Genomic DNA, 24,168 nt, shown 5'->3' with positions numbered 1-24,168 from the left:
CTCCTTTAACCCTTTTCTACATCAAAGAGAACTTCCTTGTGATTTGAATCGACTCCTTGTTTTTTAGGGGAATACCAAAAATAAAGGTTCGAATCCCAGTTATTAACTCTGCTAGTTTCTCCAAATGAATATATTCCGACAAAGCTTATAGTTATTTTGCAAGGTGTCTATCGACATTGGCATGCATCATATACTGGTAGCGACCTTTCAATAGTCTCCTACCTTCATTTGTTGATGTACATCATATTAACCAATCTCACCATAATCTTTATAGATATAAAAATGGGGAATATCAAAGTAATCGCGGTACCGATACTCCCCTAGATCATTTACGTGCTTCAAACCTTCTTTCGGTTATTCACGCCTATCCTTATAATGAGAAATTACCAGCAGTAACAATTCGATGATATATATTCCCACCGACTAACCCGTCAATAATCTCCCATGGTCCATCATGAAGGAGACGTTTTTCTTCTAACTCTTCAATTCGATCAATTTTTCCATCCAACCACTCATTAAGACGGTATTTTACAGAATCAATTCTGGTAATGACACCGCCATAACGAATATCAATCACTTCCCAGCCAAATGGTTTATAGTCTGTAAACCAAATGGACCGGTGCTTTTGACGTAGCTCGTCAACATTGGTTTGAATCCAGTCAAGCTTAGTTAGGAATGAACGTATTACCTCAACTTCCTTTTTGTCATAGGACTCCTTTAGCTTAAGACCGATTTCCGCCTTTACGCTTAATACTCTAGCCAGTTGCTCATAAAAATCAAATAAAGGTGCCCAGCTAGGATTACGAAGTTTTGCCTGTTTAATTTCAAATACTAGCTTACTATAATGTTCGCTAAGTCCCAAACCTCGGATATTCTCATCATATAAACCAATTAAAACATCTTGATATAATGTTACTTTTGAAGTCATCGACGTATTCATATTATCTTTCATAACACCCGGCGTTTCATCCAAGTACTTCAAAATCATAAAATCTTCAAAGTTTCCTTTACAGCAAAATTCAAATCGCTCGACAATTTGTTCCTTCGTTACTTGCTGATGATAGGCATGTTCAGCAAATAATTGAAGGATCGGATAAGCTGTTGAGAAAGGGGTCTCCGCTCCATTATCACCCCAGAGTGTTACAAAGACTTCCTTGACTCCTTCCTTTTTACATGCAGCCATAGCTGCTTCAGTAGTTGCAATAGCTTTGCCATAATTCGGAACGATTCCATTCCATGTCCAAGCCCCGCCAGCGAATATTGGCATGCTCCCAAGATTTTTATGGTGTTGGATAGTATCTTCATAGACTTTCTGCTCTTTATGATAGTAATTCCAATACACAAGATCTACATCTGGAATTCCAGCAAGAATATCGTCATGTATTTCCCCTTTTTCATCACGGTATTTACTATCTTTTGAGAATAAAGGGAAATACATATCACTCCATATCATTGGTTTATAGCCATACTTTTCTGTAATTGCTACAACCTTTTGTATGTGTCGGTTCATAATTTCGATATGATTAACATACCCATGGTTTTCTAAATATTTTCCAAGTCCTAACTGGAATGTTTCATCCATTCCTATATGAATCCGTTTCGTAGTGAACGCTTCAGAAACGGAACGGATACAGTTCTCTAAGAATTCATAAGTCCTAGGCTCATCCACCAAAAGAATATCATCGGTATCCTTAAAATCTGATGCGTAATTCCACTTAAGTGCTTCACGCAGATGACCTAACGTTTGAATGCATGGAATCATTTCAATTCCCAGTTTATTAGCATAATCGTCACATAACCTTAACTCTTCAGTTGTATACCGCCCTCGCATATATCCAAAATATGGATGTTCTTTAACTTCATAGGTATCTTCTGTGTAAAGCATTAATGTGTTAAGTCCCATGACTGCCATTTTTAGCAGCAGTTTTTCCAAATCAGCAACGGTTGGGACCGCATTTCTTGACGCATCAAGCATTACACCACTCATTTCAAAGTTCGGATTTTCCGATACTTCAAATTCAGAGTTTTTATGATAATTCTCCAACCACAACCCTAAAGCACGAAAAAAATGTACAGGTTGATCAAAGGTAATCTCCCCAATACCATTTTGATTTGCAGCCCTTAATGCCCCTTTTTCATTTTTCACTTGAATAGGATGACCGTCTGTGGAAAGTTCAATATTTAAATGCTTAGTTAAAGTATTTATCCCGCTTTCTACCGAAGATAGATCTCCATTTATATACAATTTCATAAAAATGCCTCCTCTTTTCTCCTTTTCAACAACCATAATTCAGCTTACTTCGCTATCTAGAGCAGTAAAACGGCTAAGACAAACCCTCATCATCCAGAAGGCAGGGGCAACCGCAAACACAAAGAGAATAAGACCTGGATATTCATTAATCATATAGCCAATCAGTATAAAGCCGATTACAATCAGAATAGTGGATGGAAAACTCGTCAGCGCAAATAGAAATGCCTGTTTAATGTATCCCTTATTTGGCAGTTCATAATGGGCATAAATTGCAAAAAAGTAACCAACCGTCAATAATAGCACGCATACGATAATGTATAAGAAGATAGAAAGAAAAACAGCCATAAAGCCAGTCATCATTTGGTGGACTATCCTGATATCAATAAACAGAAAAAGACCGATGCCATAGAAAACGAATCCAATAACATTACTTCTCTTCCATTCTTGAAAATAAACCTGCTTAAACGTCTTCAGGACGGGGAAATCTGTCTCCTTTCTTATCCACTTTCTTATGATTGCAAACAAGGCAACAGATGCCGGAAAAAAACCTAAAATCCCCAATCCCAGGATTGTAAAAACAAACCAGCACCAATTAACTAAAATCACTCTCCAAATCCATTCGCAAGAACCAATAATCCATGGTGCTTTTTTCATTACTTCATCCCCTCAATACATTCTTATCCTTCACTCTTATTAATCTCCATTAACTGGTGATAGAGTGGGCTCCCTTTAACCGCCTTCCCAGTTAAACTTAATACAAATTCACTAAATATCGTATTTGCCCACGCAAACCAATCTCGTGTAAATTCTTCAGGACAATCAGCGTTAAAGCCCTCATGCATATATTCAGTTCCACCATCAGTGTTTTTAAAATAAGATAAAACCTTTTGCTTTTCTTCTTCATCTGTTGTTGTCATTCCTTGCATTGCAAGCGCAATATGCCAAATATAATGGTCAGGAGTGTGCGGACTTCCAATTCCATTTGCAGCTTTACCTTCATAGTAATAAGGGTTATCCCTGCTTAACAGAAATTGACGAGTATTGGCATATACTTGATCATCATATGACAAGTATCCTAAATAAGGAGCAGCCAACAGGCTGGGAACATTAGCATCATCCATTAAATTGACGCTGCCCTCTCCGTCCGTTTCATATACGTACATTTCACCGTAAATTGGGTGAGTGAACTTGGCATTTGCTTCAATTCCTTCTTTTATTTCTCTTTGAAGCTTCAAGCATTCTTCTCTTAATGTTGGCTGGTTTAGCACTTGATTACTGATTTCACCTGCATATTCTAGTACTGTAACAGCAAACATATTCGATGGTACTAGATAGCCATAGGTGCAGGCATCATCACTAGGACGAAAGGCACTCCATGTCATCCCATTCGGTTTAACATGTCCGCCTCTCCCATTACGGATTAATGTGTCAGACTGGCGAACATCTGCACGGTTAAATCGGTATGACGAATGTTTTTCATGATCCTGTTCCGTTTTCCATACTCGAAGAATCGTTTCCATGACTTCATGGAAGGATTCTTCTAAGAATGCAGTGCGTCCTGTAGACTTCCAAAATAGGTAGGCAAGTTGGATTGGATAACACAATGAATCAATTTCATATTTCCGTTCCCAAATATGAGGGGTCATCTCTGTTAAGTCAGTTTGATGACCTTTCCCATTAGCACTTTCATTAAAAGCATTTGCATACGGATCGTGAAGTATAAATTCGAACTGTTGACGAATCACTCCTTCGAGTATCTCTGCTAATTCTTTATCTTCTTCTGCCGCCATTAAATAAGGTCTTACCTGCGCAGCTGAGTCTCGGAGCCACATGGCAGGAATATCACCTGTAACTACAAATGTTTTACCATCTTCCTGTTTTTTCAATGTTGTTGTATACGTATTTACAAAACATTGCTCAAACATCCGCTGCAATTTTGCGTCTTCTGGAAAGAAATCCTTTACATGACTGATGAGCTTCTGCATTGATTCGGGAATAGTTACCATCAATTCCCCCCCTATCTTTTTTTATAAAAACCAAGTGTAATAATTTTGGCATTGCCTGCGTCATATTGAACTTCCGTCAAATTTGTAGCATCTTCCATTATGTTAATTTTGTATGATTGATTTCCAAACAATCTCGGAGTATTGGGATTCAAAGTTTGATGCGTCCGAAACCATGTTATTAAAGCCTATAGGTTTAACACCACATCCTGATATTAGCTTCAGAGCTGGTTAAAAATGCATCCTTCAAAACGTACCAATAATCAATATTAAGTTTCTTCTCTACAATCAATCGTTTTACGATTTCTCGATTTTCAGGATGTACTGTGAGATAGTCCTCTAAAAACAAGGTTTGGCTATCCAGATGAACTGATTTGAATTGCTTGCCTTCCTTCTTGAATTGTTTAATTATCGTATTCATGATTTTGATAATAGCGATGTTTTTCAAAAGGTAAATACCATTCTCTATCCCAGTGAGAATGAGATTACGTGGGCAATCTTCTTCCATTGGTAATGTACATTTTATAAAGAAAACGCTGTCATTTTATAAATTACTTTCTACACTACCCACAATAAGAAAACTTGGCTAATCTAGCAATAGAATCCCGGTATGTCATAAAGTTATTACAGTTGATATTAGATTAGTCCATTGAAATAGGGGTTGTATCTGACGAAGAATTTGACTTTCACAATTGAAAGCCCTTACACCAATTATAAAATTCCTATTCCCACTATTAATAGTGAACGTTTAATAGATTTACTGTGAAAATTAAAGAGAAATTATTTAGTCAGCTCTCCGCTGCACAGTTAACTAATTCTTTCAATTCACTAGTTTAATGAAAACCACCCCATAGTCTGATGGCCACGAATCCTTGTCGACGGTTACTAGCAGTCCCTAGAATTGTTCTTAGTCCATTTGAATCGTTTAATAATAAGTATTTGGTTCCACATGAAACAATTACCATTCAAAGATACCCCCATAAACCTGAACTATTAGGTAGAATGCTAATAGGGGGTCAAACTTTTTATAAAGGGGCGACTAAAATGTTTTCGACTACAGAAATAGGCATTGATTTGGGTACAGCTAATACATTAGTGTACAGCAAGAATAAAGGAATTGTATTTAATGAACCTTCAGTTGTAGCTATAGACTTGAATACAAAGCAAGTAATGGCAGTAGGAACAGATGCTAAAGAAATGATCGGTAAAACACCGGGAAATATTGTCGCGATTCGCCCATTAAAAGATGGTGTTATCGCGGATTATGATGTAACGGCACAGATGCTAAAGCAAATCATGAAAAAAGCGAGTAAACAGCTTGGTTTTGCCATCAGAAAACCTACAGTAGTGGTTTGTACACCTTCAGGATCAACTTCGGTTGAAAGAAGAGCGATTGAGGATGCTGTTAAAAGCTGCGGAGCTAAGCATGTCCATTTAATTGAAGAACCCGTAGCTGCAGCAATCGGTGCTGATTTACCCGTAGAAGAACCAGTAGCTAATGTAATTATTGATATTGGCGGTGGTACCACTGAAGTGGCCATCATCTCCTATGGTGGAGTTGTTTCGTGCCATTCGATCCGAATTGGCGGCGATCAGCTGGATGAGGATATAGTTCAATATGTAAGAAAAAAATACAATCTATTAATCGGCGAACGGACTGCCGAACAAATTAAGATAGAGATTGGCTACGCAATGATTGATCACCCTACCATGACGATGGATATTCGTGGACGGGATTTAGTAACAGGATTACCAAAAAACATTTCGATTACTTCGGTAGAAATACAAGAAGCACTCCGCGAATCATTGTTTCACATCCTAGAAGCAATCCGGGCCACATTAGAGGATTGTCCTCCAGAGTTAAGCGGCGATATTGTCGATCAGGGGGTTGTGCTATCCGGTGGAGGCGCATTGCTGAATGGGATGCAGGACTGGCTTAGTCAAGAGATTGTTGTCCCTGTCCATGTTGCTCCGCATCCATTAGAATCTGTGGCTATTGGAACAGGTATGTCTCTTCAAGTTATACAGAAATTACAAAAAGCTACAAGATAATCAGATTTTCAGAAAAGGACTAATCCGTATGGATTAGTCCCTTCTTCTATTAATAGATTTTAATGTTTACGTACATATTAAAATTCACTATTTACTCTACTTTCCACAATAGAGCTTTTAGTTCAACTTTAAAATAAGGTATGATAAAAATAAGAAATTAGGAGGTAACGTTGATGACTACATTAAATGATTGGTTTGACAAAGGGTTAACAAGGGAAACTTATATTGAGGATATGACTACCAATAAAGAGTCATTGCTAGCCGTTTATAATCAGTTTAACCTTACGAGTAAAGACAAGGAGTGGCTGGCAACAATTAAACCCAAACAGCTTCGAGCTATTATTCTGACTGCTGATTGGTGTAATGATGCCATGGTAAACTTGCCAATCTTCATGAAACTTGCTGAAGAAGCTGACATTGAAACACGATATTTAATACGCGATGAAAATTTAGAACTTATGGATCAATATTTAACGAATGGGACAGCTCGGTCCATACCAATTATTATCTTTATTAATGATGCTGGTGAAGAAGTGACAAAATGGGGCCCGCGTGCACCAGAAGTTCAAGGATTTGCTGATGAACTTCGAAGTTCATTGCCTGCAAAAGATGACCCTGGTTATGAAGCAGCTATGAATGCATTTATACAATCGATGAAATCCCGCTTTACTTCGGATAAAGATCTTTGGCAGCATATTAAAACCGATTTAATTCAGACACTTCAACAAACTTTATGATAAAAAGGTATATCATAACGATTACCGGTTCTGTACAAGGTGTAGGTTATCGAACGTTTACTGCTGTCCAAGCGATCGAATTAGGAATAAGAGGAAATGTTCGTAATAATATCGACGGAACTGTACAAGTAATCATTGAGACAGAAGAAACGGCATGTCAATCCCTTTTAACAAAGCTGAGGAATGGTCCACGGTTTTCAAAAGTTAATAAGCTGGAATGCAGCGTCGAGGAAGCCTCAGGAGAATTCACTAATTTCACTATATACTGACTCGCACTCCCTCCCGCCAGTGAACTGGTTTTAGGGAGTTTTTTTATTTCTCTTCCGGATAAAATTAAGAAGATAGTGTAATAGTAAGCATAAGAGTCGTATAGTTACATAATTAGTGATATAATATAATTAAGTAACATACAAGGAGCAGCGAAAATGGAATATGTAGAAGCCTTTAGGCGTGTGGAAGATATAAATTCCATAAAAAGGTATTTAAAGAAGCATTCTGAACGGGATTATACATTGTTTGTCATTGGGATTAACACCGGCTTAAAGATTAATGAAATTCTTGAATTAAAATGCTCAGATGTACTGACTTCTGAAAACACCATTAAAGAGCATGTAAAGCTAAAACTTGATGATGAGAAGGAAACTTCTGTTTATGTAAACGCAAAAGTAAGGATTGCTTTACAAGATTACCTTGAAAAAGTTCCTACTGAAGATGACTCTTATTTGTTTATGTCGCCAAAGACTAATAAACCCATCACACGACAACAAGCTCACCGAATTATCCATCAAGCTGTGGAAGCGGCTGGTATAGAAGGAAAATACGGAGCTAGCTCAATGCGAAAAACATTTGGCTATCATGCTTACAAGCAGGGTGTTTCCGTTTCATTGATTCAGAAACACTTTCATCATGGGAGTTTGGCTGAAACAATGAAGTATCTAGGCATATCAGAAGAAGAGAAAATTAAAACGATCATCGATGTGAATTTGTAAGGTCAAAAGTTACCCTGACGAACCCATTATCTGTATCCGAAAAACAAGGAGGAATTTCAATGAGAATAAGAGAAAGTGAACTTCCAGGAATAGGTCAGAAATTCGAAGTTATTACTAGAAACGATGAAAAAATGGTCATTGTCATCCATGACGATGGTCGCAGAGAACTTTATCATTTTGACAGTGACCATGATGAAATTGTCTCAAGTGTTACGTTTAATGATCAAGAATCTCGTCAAATCGCCAGCATTCTTGGTGGAATGGTTTATAAGCCTCAAGCCCTTGAAACAATTGAAATGGCCCTTGGGAACTTAGTTATCGAATGGTATAAAGTGGAGCCAGGTGCAAAAGCGATTAATCAAACAATTGGAGATATCGATATACGCAGCAATTATAACGTAACTGTTATCGCTCATACGAAGAAAGATACCAAAAATCTCGTTAATCCAGGCCCTGATACCATTATTGAGGCAGGAGATACACTTGTTATTTCTGGAGGAAGGACTGACATTAAGAACTTAATCAAAGAATTGCTATCAAATGAAGGGGGTGAGTAAATTTTGGACCATTTAGTTTTCGAAGTTGGTACGGCCCTTTTACTTGTAGCACTTGCTGCAATTATTTCAGGTAAATTAAAATTCTCGATTATCCCATTTCTCATTGTCATTGGAATGCTCGTCGGTCCCCATGCTCCGACAATTGGCGTTATTGATTTACGCTTTATCCACAGCGAAGAAATCATTTCCTTCCTTGGGAGAATTGGTGTTCTATTTCTCTTGTTTTATCTAGGCCTTGAATTTTCGATGAAAAAACTTATTAAATCTGGGAAATCCATTGTTACTGGCGGAACGATTTATATAGCCATCAACTTTACGATTGGTGTTTTATATGGATGGGTTGCTGGTTTTGACCTTAAGGAAATCCTTATCATCGCCGGAATTATCTCCATTTCCTCAAGTGCAATTGTTGCCAAAGTGCTTGTAGACCTTAAAAGGACCGGTAACAATGAAACCGAATTAATTCTCGGCATTATTATGTTCGAAGATATCTTCTTAGCCGTGTACCTCTCCATCGTATCTGGTTTAGTACTGGGAGATAATGCTACCTTACTCGGTTCACTAACTTCAATCCTTATAGCCCTCGGGTATATGCTATTATTTTTCGTTATCGCACGAAAAGCTGCCCCATTATTAAATAAATTATTAAATATATCCTCCGATGAAATCTTCATTATCGTGATTTTTGCATCGCTATTCTTTATAGCTGGTTTTTCAGAAACCATTCACGTTGCCGAAGCAATCGGTGCATTACTACTAGGTCTCGTTTTTTCTGAGACTGAGCATAGTGACCGAATTGAAAAAATGGTTGTTCCCTTCCGTGATTTCTTTGGAGCGATTTTCTTTTTCAGCTTTGGTCTAAGTATTGATCCATTTGAGCTGGGCGGCGCATTATGGCTAACGCTTGGAGCTGTGGCACTAACCATAATCGGAAACTTCGTTGCCGGGATGATTGCTGGACGTCAAGCGAATTTATCTCATAAGGCATCAGTCAATATTGGCTTAACCATTGTTTCTCGTGGAGAATTTTCTATCATTGTAGCTAACATAGGTATTGCAGGCGGTTTAGCACCTATTTTGACTCCTTTCTCTGCTTTGTATGTCCTAATTTTAGCCATTCTTGGTCCAATAATGACCAAAGAATCTAAACACATTTACACATTTCTAAATAAGATATTTAAATGGAATACCCCAAAAATTAAAAAACAATCTGAAAAAGGATTGTCATAATTTCATCATAAAGAAGAAAGTCGATTTCCTAGACTTTCTTTTTTTATTTATATTAAGGGTTAAACTTACAAAAGCTAGGGAAAAGAAAGGTAATAAGAATACGGCGGGAGTGACACGATATGTTAAAGAGTTTATTCGCTTTTGGAAAAGAACTTAATCAAGAAATAAAAGAAGATCGAGCAACCGGATTAGCGGCTGAACAAGCCTACTACTATATGCTGTCACTGTTTCCATTATTAATCCTTTTACTTTCCATTCTCCCCTATCTACAAATAGAACCTCAAAAAGCCATCGAATTCATCAATAATTTCCTTCCTTCTGAAAGTACAGAAGTATTAGAGGAAAATATCGTTACGATAGTTAGTGAGCGTAATGGCGGCCTGTTAACTATAGGTATACTGGGTACAATTTGGTCTGCCTCCAACGGGATGAATGCCTTCATCCATGCAATGAATATTGCTTTTGATGTTGAAGAAACACGAAACTTCATTAAAGCGCGCCTGATTTCAATCGTCTTAACACTCGTACTAATTTTTGCTTTTATCGTCGTACTTGTTCTGCCTGTATTCGGCAGCACCATCATTAATATGATTGAATACGTTGTCCCACTTTCAGAAAGCTTCGAAAGCCTTATTAATCTATTACGCTGGGTAGTCGCTTTAGCTGTTCTCGTTATTGTGTTAACTACTCTATATCGATTTGCTCCGAATAAGCAATATCCATTTAAGCAAGTAATACCAGGTGCCGTTTCTGCAACTATAATCTGGCTCGCAATTTCTTTAGGGTTCTCATTTTATGTCAGCAATTTTGGCAACTACTCTGCCACCTATGGAAGTCTTGGGGGAGTCATCATCTTAATGCTTTGGCTGTACCTTACCGGACTTACCCTCGTTATTGGCGGGGAGATTAATGCCTTACTCCATAAAAGGTATCTTGCTGCAACACAGCCTAAAGACCGAACGCATCAAAAGCCTGTAAACTCAAAGGACCGCAGACTTCATACGTAAACAAAAAATAGACTGACTCAGAATCGCAAAGATTTTCCGAGTCAGTCTTTCTTATTGCCCTTTTACCGAATAATGTTTGGTCAAGTAGCTGATGTAATCATCATCACGAGTCAGGGCAGCTTGAAGCTTTCGCTTGATTGTACGCTCTGCTTCATAAAAATCGGCATAGGGTTGGGAGTGAATCTTTTGATTGATTTCTGTAATCCAACCTGTCCCCTCTTTATAATAGATAAAGACATAGTCATTTCCTGCTTTATACAGAACACCTTGTTTGGTTTCTTTAAGATTATAACGATTTTTGAACGCATCTCTTCGAAGCGGCTCTGCATAAAACGTCGCTTCCACAAATAACTTAAATGCTTTATCTGTCATATTGCATCCTGACGCCTTTTGATGTCCGCCGCCATCATATTTTGCCGCAATCGCTGAAACATCTACTGAATCATGCATTGTGCGTAGACTGATGCGTTTTCCCCCCACCATCATAATCGCTATGTAATCAAGATGTGGAAATTCCTTAGACAGCTCGTTGCCTAATTCTGAATGATAAGATTCAGCATGCACAATTCCGGCGATATGCTCGCCTATTTTCGCTTGATACACTTCTCTTTTTTTCCGTTTGATATAACGCTCTACCCGGCTTTCTTCTACCTCTAAAAGTTTTATTTCAATGTCATCAAAATAAAACTCAGTTTGATTGCCAGTAAGCTTTTTCAACATTTTTTCTTCAAAATCTAGCTGCGGGAACATAAAAAATAAATCATTTAACCGCTTAGCAGTGAAATTCTTATTAATATCCCATTCCCATGTGTCATATTGACGAACCAGTTCAACAAACTCGTCTACTATTGGTGAAGGCTGCAGCAGCTCTTTATCAATCAGATATTTATATAATAAAGAAGTGGCTGAGGTTTGCTTACCGTCTTCCTGAACAACCGTAACCTCTGCCCAGTTATGTTCATTTAAGTGTACAGCAGACTTGTGATGATCAATTAAAACAGCCTGGCCCCCAGCTGCAACAAAATCAGTAATGCGCTTTTCATTATCTTGATTTACTGATAAATCGGTAATGATTAATTTTTCTTCCATATTTCCTGCTTCAATAAACGACTCAACCTGATAATTCAGTCCTGCAATTGAATTATATACGGCATTAACCTTGTCACCAAAAGCTAGCTTGGCTACAATTCCACACCCTACTCCATCTAAATCATTATGTGATAAAAGCTGGTACATTAAAATCCCCCTAGCAATCAATTCTTTAGTACTATACCCTAATCATAAGCTTTTCATTTCAATATGGATGCTGAATTACAATGAAATAAAAAAAGCCATTTCAGTTAGATTGACCATTCCCTGAAACGGCTGCAACTTCTATTATAACGTTTTTTTATTTATTACTCCATACAGGTCTCTAGTTGTTTATAGAGGGTATCCCGTTGCACCTTCAGTCTGATTTGCTGTTCGTAAAGCAGCTGCAGATCTTTCAATTCTACAGTGTCATCCATATTCTTCTCCAATTCAGTAAGTTGTCTCTCTACTTCCTCTACCTGCTTTTCAATCTCATCTGAAGTTACTTGTTTCACCATTTGAGATTTAGAGTCACTGTGTTTTAGTTTGATTGGGTCTTTACGCTCCGTTTGACTTCTTACTGTTACTTGCAGCTTTTCCCTTGCCCATGAGTAGTTCCCTTCAAAGATATGGAGCTGTCCATCATGCAGCCAATACGTTTTATCGAAAAGTTTATTTAGCAAATAACGATCATGTGAAACGGCAATAATCGTCCCTTGAAAATGTTCCAAGGCTTCTTCCAGGACCTCCCGTGAATCAATGTCAAGATGGTTAGTAGGTTCATCAAGAATGAGAAGATTAATCTCTTGGTGCATAAGCTGAGCCAGCCGGAGCCGCATTCTTTCCCCGCCGCTCAACTGCCTTGTCTTCCGAAATACTGCGGGCCCATAAAATAGAAATTTAGCTAGGATGTGCCGCGCTTCATTTTCACTTACCAACACTTCTTCACGAAAGGCTTCTAATACCGTTTTATCAGACGTCACGGTCAAGGCTTGAGATAAATACCCGATCTTCACATTCGCACCTAGGTGTACACTTCCACTATCCACACTTTCTTCCCCTATGATTACTTTTAATAACGTCGACTTACCAGTACCATTATTGCCGACGATAGCCGTACGATTTTTATACTGAATCGTTAACGAGACGTTAGAAAATAATGATCGTCCATGATAGCTTTTTTCTGCGCCCTTTAACGTGATAACATCCTTTCCACTCCTATCTCCAGATTCCAACTGAAGCGCAATTTTCTTTCGTTCTAGGATGGGACGCTTCAGCTTTTCCATTCGTTCCAGTGCTCTTTCCATATTGGTTGCACGTTTATGCAAAGCTTCACTGGGCGGACTAGCCTGATTAGCCCATTCTCGTAATCGTTTAATTGCTTCCTTCATTTTCTTTATCTTTTTTTGCTGCTCCTGAAAAGACTGAAATTCATCAAGAAGCCGCTTTTCTTTTTCTTTTACAAACCCTGAATAATTATGATGGTATAAAATTGCCTCCCCGTCCTCAACATCAATAATAGTCGTCACAACTTGGTCTAGGAAAAAGCGGTCATGTGAGACTATCACGACTGTACCCCTGTAATCCTTTAGATATTGCTCCAACCATTCTACAGCAGCTATATCTAAATGGTTGGTCGGCTCATCTAATAGCAGCAGGTTCGGATCCAATAATAGTACCTTGCCTAATGCCACTTTTGTTTTTTCGCCTCCGCTTAACGCCTCATATGGTGAATCTAGCAGCCCAGTAATTCCAAGACCTTCTGCTACCTTGGCAACACTCGCTTCCACCCCGTATCCGTCAAGCAAATCAAACTGATCTTGCAGTGCCCCATACTCTTGTAGTAAAACCAGTAAGGCCTCTTCATTCTTCTCCAATTTCATCCTATATTCCATTCTGCTGATTTTTTTTGCTAAATCTAAAGTACTTTCAAATGCGGACAGTAATACTTCACTTACTAGCTGCTGATTCTGAAGAGGGATTTGTGCTAGGTAACCTACCTTACAGTCCTTTTTCAGGATAACATTCCCACTGTCAACTGTTTCTTCTCTAGCTATTATTTTCAAGATTGTACTCTTTCCACTGCCATTACTTCCGACAAGACCTATTCGGCTGCCTTCTTGCACTTCCAACGAAAGGTTCTCAAATAAAGGGTCCCCGCCAAACATTTTACTAATATGTTGTAATCCGCATATAATCATCTATTTCACTCCTCTAATTTTAGGTACAAAAAAAGACCGCAAGAAGAAGTCCATGCTTCTCTGCGATCTTTTTATTACTAGGCATCATAGGTTCCTAGTAGGGTAAAACGAACAAAAAAGGACCTTTAATAAGGCCCCTTTGCTCATTCTATAGTAAGCAGGTGAAGAGACATCTTATCGTTCTATTCTCATTATGCAGTTGTTTGAAAAGGACAGACTCCCCCCTTGAACAATTGCATCATGAAAAATTGCACGGCAAACATACATATAATCAAGCCATTGCTCGCGCAAAATAATAGAACAATTCATCTCTTTCACCACCTTTTCATTACATTAATTACAGGAATATTATACCATAATATACTTTTTACAGCAATATGGGTTATTCAAAACTTATTAAGCTGCTTAAATTGGCCATTTCGATGGCTGAGACAGCTGCATCATACCCTTTATTTCCTGACTTCGTTCCAGCTCGTTCAATTGCTTGTTCAATATTTTCCGTTGTCACCACACCAAAAATCACTGGAATCCCCGTTTCTAAAGAAACCGATGCAATGCCTTTTGCCGCTTCATTACAAACATAGTCATAATGAGAGGTCGATCCCCGAATAACCGTCCCTAAACCAATAATCGCATCATACTTTTTTGATTCAGCTAATTTTTTTGAAATGAATGGAATCTCAAACGCTCCTGGTACCCAGGCAATATCAATATCCTCTTCTTCCACACCGTGTCGCTTCAGGCCATCCATTGCACCTCCAAGCAGTTTACTCGTAATCAGTTCATTAAATCTTCCTACAACTATACCAACCTTTAATCCTGTACCTATTAATTGCGCTTCATATACTTTTCCCACACCCATTTCCCCCTTAGACAAATAAATGCCCCATTTTTATTTTTTTTGTTTCCAAATACTCTTCATTTTCCTTTACAGCCGGCATTTGAATGGGCATTCTTTCAACAATATCTAAATCGCAGCCGGCCAACCCGGTTATTTTGTCGGGATTGTTCGTTAAGAGACGTAAACGTTTTATACCAAGGTCGCGCAAAATCTCAACGCTTACCCCATACTCCCTCATTTCCGCCGGAAACCCAAGTTCAATATTTGCTTCTACCGTATCGTATCCCTCTTCTTGAAGCTTATAGGCTCGCAATTTATTGAATAAACCAATTCCTCTTCCTTCCTGACGCATATAGAGTAGAACCCCTGCACCTTCTTCTTCAATCTGGCTAAGTGCTGCATGCAGCTGCTCTCCACAATCACACCGCTTAGAACCAAATACATCTCCCGTCATGCATTCGGAGTGTATCCTTACTAGAACAGCATCATTCTCATTCCACTCTCCTTTAACGAGTGCTAGGTGCTCCAATTGGTCAAAGGAATTTGAATAACCAATTAACGTATAATCACCATATGTAGTCGGCATTTTTACTTCTGCTTCTCTGATAACACTCATTTCTCTCTCCTTCCGATAGCGAATCAGGTCAGCAATGGTAATAAGCTTTAATTCATGTTTTTTTGCAAGCACTTGTAATTCCGGTACTCGGGCCATCGTCCCATCCTCATTCATAATTTCACAAATCACGCCTCCAGGTATCGCTCCACATTGCTCGGCAAGATCAACAGACGCCTCAGTATGACCTGGTCGATTGAATACCCCTCCTGGTTTAGCAATTAGAGGAAAAACATGACCTGGTCGTTTAAAATCAGCTGCAACAGAATGATCATTAAATAATTCCCTTATCGTTCCCGCACGTTCAAAGGCGCTTATTCCTGTACTCGCCTGTTTATGGTCAATACTCACCGTAAATGCCGTCCCATGATGATCGGTATTTTCATGGACCATAGGATGGAGGTTTAAGCGCAAGGCCCGTTCTTCAGTGATCGTTGTACAAATTAATCCTCGTCCATGAGTGGCCATAAAATTAATCACCTCTGGCGTAGCTTTCTCAGCCAGAACAACAAAGTCTCCTTCATTTTCTCGGTCTTCATCATCTACCAGAATGATGACCTTCCCGGCCTGTAAATCAGCCAATGCTTCTTCAATTTCATTAAACATTAAGTCAGCATCCTTTCTTTAAAAACCATTCTTTATCAAAAAATCATGCGTAATCGTTGAAGTTTGTTTTGTTTTTTCTAATTTGTTAATCACATATTTCCCAAGCATATCCACTTCGATATTGACTTTTTCACCCTCTTTTTTAGAACCGATTACTGATTGTTCAAGTGTATGGGGAATGAGAGAAATGGTTAGTACATCCTGTGTCACATCGAATATGGTTAGACTAGTGCCATCAATGGCAATTGACCCCTTAGTGATGCAATAGTCACTTATTCCAGTTTCAGCTTTAATCTTGTAATAGACTGCGTTGGCCTGACGTTTTTTTTCCATAATCAAACCTGTTCCATCAATATGACCTGAAACAAAATGACCTCCGAATCTTCCTGATGGACTCATGGCCCGTTCTAGATTCACTTGGACACCAGGCCGGAGCTCAGCAATATTCGTAGCGTTGAACGTTTCCGGCATGACATCAACAGTAAACAAATTCAGTGTAAATGATGTCACAGTCAGGCATACTCCGTTTACGGAAATACTATCACCTAAATGAATGTCTTCCGTAATTAAGTCGGAGGACATACAGATGGACATACTATTTCTTCCTGTATTAACTGATTGAACAATCCCAATGTCTTCAATAATTCCTGTAAACACGTTTTCACCCTATTTCCAAAGTCGAGATGATTTTAATATCCTCACCCATCTGCTCTATAGATTGAAAGCGAATGTGTTTGGCCTCTTTCATCGTCTTTATCTCCATATCATTAAACATTCCGAATGCAGCCTCCCCGCCAATCAGCTTAGGAGAGAGGTACGTAATTAAGCGATTAATTTGTCCGGATTTTAAGAAGCTGGTATGGACAGTTTGACCTCCTTCTACGTACAACGACATCACTCCTTTTTTCCCTAGGAATACAAGCACCTCTTCGATTGTAATTTCAGGTGTCGACATCTTATAGACGAACACACCCTTTTTCTTCAGTTTGTCTGCTTTTTGTGAATCAGCATCTGCCCCAGTAATAATCCAAGTAGGCGCTGCACCATCGGTAATGACGTTAGCTGTGTACGGTACTTTTAAAAAGGTATCAAGTATAAGACGAATCGGCTGTCTAGTGTTTTCTTCATTCCGATTTGTTAGTCTCGGATCATCACTTAGAACGGTATTAATCCCTACTAAAATGGCATCATGCAGGCTGCGGTCATGGTGAACATCTCTTCTTGATTCCTCGCCGCTGATCCACTTACTGTCACCTGTTTTTGCTGCTGTTTTTCCATCCAATGTTATAGCCTGCTTAACGGTAACATAAGGTTTCCTCTGCTTAATAAAGTGAAAAAAAGGGCCATTTAACTGATCCGCTTTCTCTTGAAGCAACCCTGTAACAACCTCAATCCCTGCTTGTTTTAATTTCTCTATTCCTTGTCCAGCCACTAATGAGTTCTGGTCAGTTGACGCAATGATTACTTTTTCCAGACCCGACTCAATAACGGCCTTCGTACAGGGAGGGGTTTGTCCAAAATGACTACACGGTTCAAGAGTTACATAAAGAGTCCCCTTTTCAGCCTTCCTTCCTGCCATGTTCAGCGCATGAATCTCAGCGTGAGGTTCGCCTGCCTTTAAATGAACCCCCATTCCCACAATTTCACCATTACGAACGATTACTGCACCAACTGCTGGGTTAGGTGAGGTTTGTCCAACTGCACCCGCTGCAAGCTGCAGCGCATAATTCATATAAAACTCATCATTCATACGTCTCAGCCCCCTAAAAAAAATAAAAATCCCCTTTAAATAAAAGGGGATTACGGGAGTATACGGCGAAAGGATATAACCAAATAAACCTATTATCTTAAATTTTTAAAATAATAAGCCTCTGCTATTAACTTTCTAATTCCATATGTTCTTCTCCCATCCAGACTGTACTGTCGGCTTTGGAATCTCACCAAATCCTGCCGATTAAGGCTCGCGGGCTTAGAATTACTTCAACACCGCCGGTCGGGAATTTCACCCTACCCCGAAGAACAAACTATTTTAATATAAATATTTCTGCAAGTATAGCATTGTTCAAATAGTCTGTATATTGTACGAAATTCCTATTCAATCAGATACTTTGACTACATTTCTCCAATAATGGTAGGCTGACCATAAGAATATGAATGAGGAGGAGTTTTTTTATGAATACATCTACCCAAACCGAGATACACTTAGCTAATCGTCCAAGCGGTATGCCTTCTGATAAAGATTTTGATTTTGTTACACGAGCGATTCCAACACCAAATGATAAGGAAGTATTAGTTCGGACGCTCTACTTATCCGTTGATCCCTATATGCGTGGGAGAATGCAAGATGCAAAATCCTACATTGCACCCTTCAAGCTTCACGAAGCAATCGTCGGAGGTACAATTGCCCAGGTCGTTCAATCGAATTCATCCCAATTTAAAAAGGGCGATATCGTAATTGGAAATCTCAAATGGGCAGAATACTCAGTTGCCAGTGAAAAGGAAATACGGGTAATCGACCCATCAGCCGCACCCATTACAACACATTTAGGGATTCTTGGATTAACTGGTCTAACGGCTTATTTTGGTTTGTTAGACATTGGGAAACCGCAAAAAGGTGAAGTCGTGGTCGTTTCTGGAGCTGCTGGTGCAGTCGGTTCAGCAGTGGGACAGATTGCGAAAATTAAAGGGGCTCATGTTGTTGGAATTGCCGGAAGTGATGAGAAAATACGTTATTTAAAAGAGGAACTTGGTTTTGATGAAGCAGTAAATTATAAATCCGCTCACCTACAAGAGGAACTCGCTAAAGCTTGTCCAAATGGTGTCGATGTTTATTTCGACAATGTCGGCGGAGAAGTGACTGATGCTGTTTTCACTCTTTTAAATAGGAACGCTCGTATTCCCTTATGCGGAGCCATCTCTTCATATAATGCCGAAGGAAAAGATTTAGGCCCGCGTTTGCAATCAGCTATGATCAAAACTAGCTCTCTAATGAAGGGCTTTACACTTGGAGACTACTCTTCCCAATTTAAAGAAGGCAGTACCCAGCTTATTCAGTGGTTCCAAGAAGGTAAGCTAAAATATGAAGAAACCATCGTAGAAGGATTCGAAAAAACACCAGAAGCCTTCCTCGGTTTATTCAAAGGCAACAACCTTGGTAAGCAGCTCGTTAAAGTTGCAGATCAAGAAAATTAAGCATGTTTAACCAGACTGTCGAGAGATCTCGACAGTCTTTTTTTGTCCTTGAAAATTTTTGGATGTGCTGAAAATGGTTATTAAAATTTAAAAAGAGGAATAGGTACATATAAGACAAACCTTTTTTCTAGACTAATCAGGTAAAGGAGGAACCCCTGTGAGATTATTAGCTTTTAATATCATTGGTTATATTTTTGTTGTCCTTATTAATTTCCTTGCCAACTACCTACCGATTAACGGGAAGAGAACTGGTGAAATATCAGATAGTTTACCCGTCTTATTTACACCGGCTGGATACGTCTTTTCGATTTGGCTATTAATTTATGTATTACTTGGTATTTGGGTGCTGCGGCAAATTCCTAAAAGCCGCCGAAATGAACCAGTATACAAAGTCTCATTCCCTTGGTTTTTATTAACCTGTTTGTTTAACGGTTCCTGGATTCTTGTATGGCATTATGAACTTTTTACTCTTTCCGTAATTGTCATGATTGCTCTATTACTCTCGCTGATTATTCTTTACACAAAAATCAAATCCGTTGAACATACATGGATGGATATTGCACCGTTCTCTATCTATCTTGGTTGGATTAGTGTCGCTACCATCACGAATATTGCCTTTGTATTAACTAATATTGGCTGGAATGGCTTTGGCTTATCTGATCCAGTCTGGACTATTATTATGATGTTTGTAGCTGCAATCCTTGCGATTACCTTTAGAATCAAGAACCATGATTGGCTATATCCTCTCGTCTTTGTTTGGTCCTTTATCGGTATTGCTAGTAAAAACAGTGACTTAGGTAATGGGATCCCTATCTTTGCCTACTCACTAGCAGCATTGATTTTTATCGTTAGCATATATCCTTGGAAAAGGTAAATAAGCTTGGCTCACCAATGTGAGCCAAGCTTATTTCAATTCATTTCAACAGCTGTCAACGCCCTCTTTAAATCGGCCCAAAGATCTTCCCAGTTCTCCAGCCCGACAGAAAGACGGACTAACTGGTCGGTAATCCCCATCTCAAGCCGTGATTGCTCGGGAACAACTGCATGTGTCATGGTTGCCGGATGCTGAATCAAGGTTTCGGCATCACCCAGACTTACAGCAATTTTAATTAATTTTAATTCATTAAGGAGTCTTTGTGCGTCGGCTTTTGTTCCCTTGACTTCAAATGAAATCAGTCCACCGCCTTGCTTCATTTGTTTTTCCTTAATTAAATAATCAGGATGCTCCGTATCACCAGGGTAGTAGACCCGTTCAATCATGGGCTCTTTTTTTAGCATCTGAAAAATTTTCTCCGCATTTTCTGAATGTCGATCCATCCTTACTGGCAGTGTCTTTAACCCTCTTAGTAAAAGCCATGCATCAAATGGAGATAAGATACCGCCTATATCTTTAAGTGTCGACTTTGCCACCTGACTGATTAAGTCCTGCTTCCCAGCCGCCAATCCCGCAATCACATCCCCATGGCCGCAAATATACTTTGTGGCACTATGAAGCACGATATCGCACCCATGTTCAAGAGGCCTTTGCAGATAGGGGGTAGAAAAGGTGTTATCAACAACTACCGGTATCCCGTGCTTATGGGCTACAGCAGCCACCAGCTCAAGATCTATCATTTTCATTGTAGGATTAATCGGTGTTTCAATATATATACAGGTCGTTTCCGGTCTAATGATTGCTTCCAGTTCGTCTGCCGTTTTCATTTCGCAAAAATCATGTTCAATATTATATTTTTCCTTCATTAATTTTAATAAACCAAACGTACAGCCATACAAGCCTTGGGAACAAATAATATGATCATTCGCTTTGGTCAATGCGAGTAGTACAGCGGAAACAGCAGCCATTCCCGAGGCAAATGCAAGGCCTGCTTCTGCTCCTTCTAACACAGCTATTCTATCCTCAAGAGCTTTAACGGTAGGGTTTCCCAGCCGTGAATAAATATAGCCTTCCTCCTCACCGGCAAATCGACGTTCCCCCTGCTCTGCCGTATCAAAAACAAATGTTGACGTTTGAAAAATCGGTGCTGCCAAACTCCCTAGATGCTGTTTAGAATCATAGCCTTCATGAATAACAGCTGTTTCAATATGCTTGTAGTTCTCCCCCATACTTTCCCTCCTAAAGATGTGTTCTATTACCTATAATAGGCTAACTTACCATAAAATGAAAGCGTTCTCATTAACGCGTTAACTTACTATAAAATTTCAAACTGAGCAAAGGGGAGATCATGAACTAATTCCGTCTTACATGTCATTTTCCCGTAGCAGGCAAAATGTGTGACCATCCAAAAAAAAGCCCCATACATCAAAGTATGGGAGCTTGTAAATTACGCTTCATCAACGAGTTTGCCGCCGTAGAAGACTTTTTTTGCAAGAGGAACGCCTAGTCCTTTTGCAAGCTTCTTCAGTTCACGTTCTTCTCGTTCAGTTACGATTGAGATGACCGTTCCATCCGCTCCTGCACGGCCGGTTCTGCCGGAACGATGTGTATATTGTTCCAAAGAAAGCGGAATATCCACATGTACAACTGTAGTCAAGCCTTTTATATCAAGCCCCCGAGCTGCTACATCTGTTGCCAGCAATAACGGGAACTTTCCTGAACGCAGCTTACGGAGTGCTTTTTCACGATCAACTTTGTTCGATTCACCGTGAAGAGCGCCAATTTCAAGTCCTTTAAAGTTAAGCTTTTCATAGATGACCTTAAGCTCGGCGATATCATTTATAAAGGCAAGAGCTTTAATGTCTTCAAGTCTCGCAATTTTTTCAAGAATTTTAAACTTGTCACGTCGCTCGGCCACGACGTATAAATGATCGACGTTAGAATCCATCTTTTCACTTTTATCAATTCGGACAATCTCTGGTTCATTTGCAAGCTCACGCGCAAGTTCTTCAGTCTGAGGCGTTATTGTTGCTGAGAACATCAACATTTGGCGGTCTTTCAATGTCGTCTTAATAATGTTACGAATGGTTCCCATATGTTCAGCAACAATCAGCTGGTCCCCTTCATCAAGGACAATCGTTTTTACATCATGCATCTTAAGTTTCTTTTGTGCGATTAGTTCGTATACTCGGCCCGGCGTTCCTACAATTACCTGCGGACGTTTTTTCAATCGATCAAGCTGTCTCTTCGCATTCGCACCACCAATGAAAGCTGCACCACTGATGCCGCTTCCCTCAGTCCAAATCCGTACTTCCTCTGCAATTTGCATAACCAATTCGCGTGAAGAAGCGAGGATAACGGCCTGCGGCGATGAATTTTCAGCGTCAATTTTTTCAAGAACCGGCAACAAGTAGGCCAGTGTTTTCCCTGTTCCTGTTGGTGATTCAGCCAGAACGTCTTTCCCATTCACAATCAAAGGAATGGCGTTGCTCTGAATCGGAGTTGGCTTAGCAAACCCGGCTTTTTCCCAAGCATTTTGTATAAATGGTTTTAATGTTGAAATAAATGGTGTAGTCTCTGTCATATTGTTGTTCTCCTTTTGGTAAACTTCCTGTTACAGCTTCTATAATAGTATCATTGTTCGCTGCTATCAGCTAACGGAATCCTAATGGTTACAGTTGTACCTTCATTTTTTTTACTTTGAAAGCTAATTTGCCCGTGATGGCGATGGATAATTTTTTGACAAACAGCAAGACCAATTCCGGTTCCTTTTTCTTTCGTTGAATAAAAAGGTTCGCCGATTCGCTCTAAACGCTCCGGCTCCATCCCAGTCCCGTCATCGCTTACGATTATAATGGCATCTCTTTCAGACTTATTTAAGTCTATAATAATCGTGCCAGATTCATTAATGGCTTCTAAGCTGTTTTTTATTAAATTAATTAAGACTTGCTTCATTTGAATATTATCGATCAGGACTGGCACTTCGTCTGTTACGTTTTCCCTGTAATCCAACTTAATTTCGTTAAAGTTAGCCTGAGCCTTCATTAAGGTTAATACATCAATGATTGATGCCCTAATGTCCTGATTGCTAAAATTAACTGCCTGTTTTGTTCCTAACGCCAGCATCTCACTAGAGATAATATTGATCCGTTCAATCTCTTTAAGCATGATATCAAGATGAACGTCATTGATTTCTCGACTAACTATCAACAGCTGAATAAATCCTTTTAAGGAAGTCAGCGGATTCCTGATTTCATGAGCAACTGCGGCTGCAAGGTGACCAATGACTGATAGTTTTTCAGACATAATCATTAATTCTTCATCTCGACGCAACTCGGTAATATCCCTGGCAATTACATAGACACCTTTTGTTTCTCCATTAATAACACTCGGCAATAGCTTACAACGCAAAAGTCGATTCTCGGCTTTGTGATTAATAATTGTCGTTTCAACCATGGAAGACTCGCCTGATAGAGTACGGTAAAAACTTTTTTTGGCATTTTCTTTTTCATCCTGCAGCATAAATAAGGCAGGCTTTCCATAAATATCAGACGGTTCGACGCCCAGTATACTCACACCTATTGGATTAAGCGCCACGAGATTTCCTTTCAAATCGAGTTCTGCAACCGCATCAGGATTATGATTAAACAGTGAGCGATATTGCTCGTCCTTCACCTTAAATTCATTACGAGAACTTAAAAGCCTAGATGTTAATGAAAAAATAACTGTATACAAAATGACTCCTGTAATAAAAATATACAGCCAGCCTTTATATTGTTGAAATATTGCATATAATTGAAGATTGGATTTTGACAGAAGCATAGAAAAGTAATCAGTAAAAAAAATCCAAAACCCACCTATGACTAAATAGAAAACAGTAACCTTTGCAGCAATTTTACGAGCCTGATTCATCCTTAACCCCTTCACAACTTGCAATTATTATT

At 39.2% G+C, this 24,168-nt stretch carries 22 protein-coding genes, 1 pseudogene and 1 riboswitch; of the genes and pseudogenes, 9 read left to right on the top strand and 14 right to left on the bottom strand.

From position 1 onward, the window contains the following. Nucleotides 1-370: 370 nt before the first annotated feature. From MHI18_RS14170 to MHI18_RS14155, 4 genes are all read right to left on the bottom strand, one after another. Entirely contained in the window at nucleotides 371-2,251 is a 1,881-nt protein-coding gene (locus tag MHI18_RS14170; RefSeq protein WP_340848258.1) for a beta-N-acetylhexosaminidase, read from the bottom strand. A 39-nt stretch (nucleotides 2,252-2,290) separates the two neighbouring features. Continuing rightward, entirely contained in the window at nucleotides 2,291-2,905 is a 615-nt protein-coding gene (locus tag MHI18_RS14165; protein WP_340848257.1) for a YesL family protein, read from the bottom strand. A 23-nt stretch (nucleotides 2,906-2,928) separates the two neighbouring features. After that, nucleotides 2,929-4,257, bottom strand: a complete 1,329-nt coding sequence (locus MHI18_RS14160; protein WP_340848256.1) for a glycoside hydrolase family 125 protein — start codon at nucleotides 4,255-4,257, stop codon at nucleotides 2,929-2,931. Between the two features lie 193 nt (nucleotides 4,258-4,450). Next, entirely contained in the window at nucleotides 4,451-4,762 is a 312-nt protein-coding gene (locus MHI18_RS14155) for a hypothetical protein (protein ID WP_340848255.1), read from the bottom strand. 536 nt (nucleotides 4,763-5,298) lie between these two features. Here MHI18_RS14155 and mreBH point away from each other — a divergent pair. From mreBH to MHI18_RS14120, 7 genes are all read left to right on the top strand, one after another. After that, entirely contained in the window at nucleotides 5,299-6,306 is a 1,008-nt protein-coding gene (gene mreBH, locus MHI18_RS14150; protein WP_340848254.1) for a rod-share determining protein MreBH, read from the top strand. A gap of 173 nt (nucleotides 6,307-6,479) precedes the next feature. Beyond that, on the top strand, nucleotides 6,480-7,043 hold the full coding sequence (locus MHI18_RS14145; protein WP_340848252.1) for a thioredoxin family protein: 564 nt from the start codon (nucleotides 6,480-6,482) through the stop codon (nucleotides 7,041-7,043). Then, nucleotides 7,040-7,312 carry an acylphosphatase gene (locus tag MHI18_RS14140; RefSeq protein WP_340848250.1) on the top strand — a complete coding sequence of 91 codons (273 nt, stop codon included), beginning with the start codon at nucleotides 7,040-7,042 and terminating at the stop codon, nucleotides 7,310-7,312. Before MHI18_RS14145 ends, MHI18_RS14140 begins: the two co-directional genes overlap by 4 nt. 156 nt (nucleotides 7,313-7,468) lie before the next feature. Next, the gene (locus tag MHI18_RS14135) at nucleotides 7,469-8,032 is read left to right on the top strand and encodes a tyrosine-type recombinase/integrase (protein ID WP_340848248.1); all 564 of its coding nucleotides are present in this window, start codon (nucleotides 7,469-7,471) and stop codon (nucleotides 8,030-8,032) included. Between the two features lie 59 nt (nucleotides 8,033-8,091). After that, on the top strand, nucleotides 8,092-8,589 hold the full coding sequence (locus MHI18_RS14130; protein WP_340848246.1) for a cation:proton antiporter regulatory subunit: 498 nt from the start codon (nucleotides 8,092-8,094) through the stop codon (nucleotides 8,587-8,589). Nucleotides 8,590-8,592: 3 nt separating this feature from the next. Then, nucleotides 8,593-9,819, top strand: a complete 1,227-nt coding sequence (locus MHI18_RS14125) for a cation:proton antiporter (protein WP_340848245.1) — start codon at nucleotides 8,593-8,595, stop codon at nucleotides 9,817-9,819. A gap of 119 nt (nucleotides 9,820-9,938) precedes the next feature. After that, on the top strand, nucleotides 9,939-10,826 hold the full coding sequence (locus MHI18_RS14120) for a YihY/virulence factor BrkB family protein (protein WP_340848243.1): 888 nt from the start codon (nucleotides 9,939-9,941) through the stop codon (nucleotides 10,824-10,826). Nucleotides 10,827-10,877: 51 nt separating this feature from the next. On the opposite strand, the gene MHI18_RS14115 is transcribed toward MHI18_RS14120, so the two are convergent. The 7 genes and pseudogenes from MHI18_RS14115 to ribD form a co-directional block, all read right to left on the bottom strand. Further along, a complete protein-coding gene (locus MHI18_RS14115; RefSeq protein WP_340848241.1) occupies nucleotides 10,878-12,062 on the bottom strand; it encodes a DHH family phosphoesterase in 1,185 nt (394 codons plus the stop codon). Between the two features lie 161 nt (nucleotides 12,063-12,223). Beyond that, on the bottom strand, nucleotides 12,224-14,098 hold the full coding sequence (abc-f, locus tag MHI18_RS14110; protein ID WP_340848239.1) for a ribosomal protection-like ABC-F family protein: 1,875 nt from the start codon (nucleotides 14,096-14,098) through the stop codon (nucleotides 12,224-12,226). A gap of 174 nt (nucleotides 14,099-14,272) precedes the next feature. Continuing rightward, on the bottom strand, nucleotides 14,273-14,407 hold the full coding sequence (locus tag MHI18_RS14105; RefSeq protein WP_340848237.1) for an RAxF-45 family protein: 135 nt from the start codon (nucleotides 14,405-14,407) through the stop codon (nucleotides 14,273-14,275). A gap of 73 nt (nucleotides 14,408-14,480) precedes the next feature. After that, nucleotides 14,481-14,954 (bottom strand): 6,7-dimethyl-8-ribityllumazine synthase, encoded by a 474-nt coding sequence (ribH, locus tag MHI18_RS14100; RefSeq protein WP_340848235.1) that lies wholly within the window; start codon nucleotides 14,952-14,954, stop codon nucleotides 14,481-14,483. Between the two features lie 13 nt (nucleotides 14,955-14,967). After that, nucleotides 14,968-16,158: a bifunctional 3,4-dihydroxy-2-butanone-4-phosphate synthase/GTP cyclohydrolase II gene (locus tag MHI18_RS14095; RefSeq protein WP_340848233.1), complete on the bottom strand. Its 1,191-nt coding sequence runs from the start codon at nucleotides 16,156-16,158 to the stop codon at nucleotides 14,968-14,970. A gap of 18 nt (nucleotides 16,159-16,176) precedes the next feature. Beyond that, nucleotides 16,177-16,815, bottom strand: a complete 639-nt coding sequence (ribE, locus tag MHI18_RS14090; protein ID WP_340848230.1) for a riboflavin synthase — start codon at nucleotides 16,813-16,815, stop codon at nucleotides 16,177-16,179. Then, a pseudogene (gene ribD, locus MHI18_RS14085) lies at nucleotides 16,800-17,908 on the bottom strand (bifunctional diaminohydroxyphosphoribosylaminopyrimidine deaminase/5-amino-6-(5-phosphoribosylamino)uracil reductase RibD); the annotation flags it as partial. The gene ribE and the pseudogene ribD, both read right to left, overlap by 16 nt. Before the next feature lie 144 nt (nucleotides 17,909-18,052). Next, nucleotides 18,053-18,182: riboswitch (FMN riboswitch) on the bottom strand. 148 nt (nucleotides 18,183-18,330) lie between these two features. On the opposite strand from ribD, the gene MHI18_RS14080 reads away from it, so the two are divergent. Further along, nucleotides 18,331-19,350 carry an NADP-dependent oxidoreductase gene (locus MHI18_RS14080; protein WP_340848227.1) on the top strand — a complete coding sequence of 340 codons (1,020 nt, stop codon included), beginning with the start codon at nucleotides 18,331-18,333 and terminating at the stop codon, nucleotides 19,348-19,350. Between the two features lie 157 nt (nucleotides 19,351-19,507). After that, nucleotides 19,508-20,224, top strand: a complete 717-nt coding sequence (locus tag MHI18_RS14075; protein ID WP_340848226.1) for a tryptophan-rich sensory protein — start codon at nucleotides 19,508-19,510, stop codon at nucleotides 20,222-20,224. Between the two features lie 35 nt (nucleotides 20,225-20,259). Here the strand turns inward: MHI18_RS14075 and megL are convergent, their stop codons facing one another. The 3 genes from megL to MHI18_RS14060 all read right to left on the bottom strand — a co-directional run bounded on the left by megL (nucleotide 20,260) and on the right by MHI18_RS14060 (nucleotide 24,136). Further along, entirely contained in the window at nucleotides 20,260-21,453 is a 1,194-nt protein-coding gene (gene megL, locus MHI18_RS14070) for a methionine gamma-lyase (RefSeq protein WP_340848224.1), read from the bottom strand. A gap of 218 nt (nucleotides 21,454-21,671) precedes the next feature. Continuing rightward, entirely contained in the window at nucleotides 21,672-22,808 is a 1,137-nt protein-coding gene (locus MHI18_RS14065; RefSeq protein WP_340848223.1) for a DEAD/DEAH box helicase, read from the bottom strand. 50 nt (nucleotides 22,809-22,858) lie between these two features. Continuing rightward, nucleotides 22,859-24,136, bottom strand: a complete 1,278-nt coding sequence (locus tag MHI18_RS14060) for an ATP-binding protein (RefSeq protein ID WP_340848222.1) — start codon at nucleotides 24,134-24,136, stop codon at nucleotides 22,859-22,861. Nucleotides 24,137-24,168: the final 32 nt, after the last annotated feature.

This window comes from Peribacillus sp. FSL H8-0477 (assembly GCF_038002765.1).
Lineage (GTDB): Bacteria > Bacillota > Bacilli > Bacillales > DSM-1321 > Peribacillus.
This window is presented reverse-complemented; position numbering and strand designations above follow the sequence as displayed.

Excerpts from the sequence above, each read along its gene's own strand:
- MHI18_RS14170 (WP_340848258.1), bottom strand. The coding sequence starts at position 2,251 with ATGAAATTGTATATAAATGGAGATCTATCTTCGGTAGAAAGCGGGATA.
- MHI18_RS14165 (WP_340848257.1), bottom strand. The coding sequence starts at position 2,905 with ATGAAAAAAGCACCATGGATTATTGGTTCTTGCGAATGGATTTGGAGA.
- MHI18_RS14160 (WP_340848256.1), bottom strand. The coding sequence starts at position 4,257 with ATGGTAACTATTCCCGAATCAATGCAGAAGCTCATCAGTCATGTAAAG.
- MHI18_RS14155 (WP_340848255.1), bottom strand. The coding sequence starts at position 4,762 with ATGGAAGAAGATTGCCCACGTAATCTCATTCTCACTGGGATAGAGAAT.
- mreBH (WP_340848254.1), top strand. The coding sequence starts at position 5,299 with ATGTTTTCGACTACAGAAATAGGCATTGATTTGGGTACAGCTAATACA.
- MHI18_RS14145 (WP_340848252.1), top strand. The coding sequence starts at position 6,480 with ATGACTACATTAAATGATTGGTTTGACAAAGGGTTAACAAGGGAAACT.
- MHI18_RS14140 (WP_340848250.1), top strand. The coding sequence starts at position 7,040 with ATGATAAAAAGGTATATCATAACGATTACCGGTTCTGTACAAGGTGTA.
- MHI18_RS14135 (WP_340848248.1), top strand. The coding sequence starts at position 7,469 with ATGGAATATGTAGAAGCCTTTAGGCGTGTGGAAGATATAAATTCCATA.
- MHI18_RS14130 (WP_340848246.1), top strand. The coding sequence starts at position 8,092 with ATGAGAATAAGAGAAAGTGAACTTCCAGGAATAGGTCAGAAATTCGAA.
- MHI18_RS14120 (WP_340848243.1), top strand. The coding sequence starts at position 9,939 with ATGTTAAAGAGTTTATTCGCTTTTGGAAAAGAACTTAATCAAGAAATA.
- MHI18_RS14115 (WP_340848241.1), bottom strand. The coding sequence starts at position 12,062 with ATGTACCAGCTTTTATCACATAATGATTTAGATGGAGTAGGGTGTGGA.
- abc-f (WP_340848239.1), bottom strand. The coding sequence starts at position 14,098 with ATGATTATATGCGGATTACAACATATTAGTAAAATGTTTGGCGGGGAC.
- MHI18_RS14105 (WP_340848237.1), bottom strand. The coding sequence starts at position 14,407 with ATGAATTGTTCTATTATTTTGCGCGAGCAATGGCTTGATTATATGTAT.
- MHI18_RS14095 (WP_340848233.1), bottom strand. The coding sequence starts at position 16,158 with ATGTTTAATGAAATTGAAGAAGCATTGGCTGATTTACAGGCCGGGAAG.
- MHI18_RS14080 (WP_340848227.1), top strand. The coding sequence starts at position 18,331 with ATGAATACATCTACCCAAACCGAGATACACTTAGCTAATCGTCCAAGC.
- megL (WP_340848224.1), bottom strand. The coding sequence starts at position 21,453 with ATGGGGGAGAACTACAAGCATATTGAAACAGCTGTTATTCATGAAGGC.
- MHI18_RS14065 (WP_340848223.1), bottom strand. The coding sequence starts at position 22,808 with ATGACAGAGACTACACCATTTATTTCAACATTAAAACCATTTATACAA.
- MHI18_RS14060 (WP_340848222.1), bottom strand. The coding sequence starts at position 24,136 with ATGAATCAGGCTCGTAAAATTGCTGCAAAGGTTACTGTTTTCTATTTA.